Annotated in this window: 2 tRNA genes; both read right to left on the bottom strand. The window is 40.2% G+C overall.

From position 1 onward, the window contains the following. Positions 1-75: 75 nt before the first annotated feature. Positions 76-148 (bottom strand) — tRNA-Ala (locus FD06_RS03135). Positions 149-171: 23 nt separating this feature from the next. Further along, positions 172-246: transfer RNA gene (locus tag FD06_RS03130), tRNA-Ile, on the bottom strand. Positions 247-333: the final 87 nt, after the last annotated feature.

Genomic DNA, 333 nt, shown 5'->3' with positions numbered 1-333 from the left:
TTATACAAATTCAATATAGAAATTAATAATATCTAGTTTTCAAAGAACAAAATAATTAAGATGCTTACGCATCAATGGAGAATAGCGGGATCGAACCGCTGACCTCCTGCTTGCAAAGCAGGTGCTCTCCCAGCTGAGCTAATTCCCCATATATCCGGATTGGACCGGTGATGGGCCTAAATGGACTCGAACCATCGACCTCACGCTTATCAGGCGTGCGCTCTAAACCAGCTGAGCTATAGGCCCAAAAAAGCGTCTATTAATTGAAAGATTAAATCTCTCAAAACTGAATAAGATTTGATAACCTAGTGTAAGTTTCCGTAATATCCTTAG

This window comes from Apilactobacillus ozensis DSM 23829 = JCM 17196, assembly GCF_001435995.1.
Lineage (GTDB): Bacteria > Bacillota > Bacilli > Lactobacillales > Lactobacillaceae > Apilactobacillus > Apilactobacillus ozensis.
This window is presented reverse-complemented; position numbering and strand designations above follow the sequence as displayed.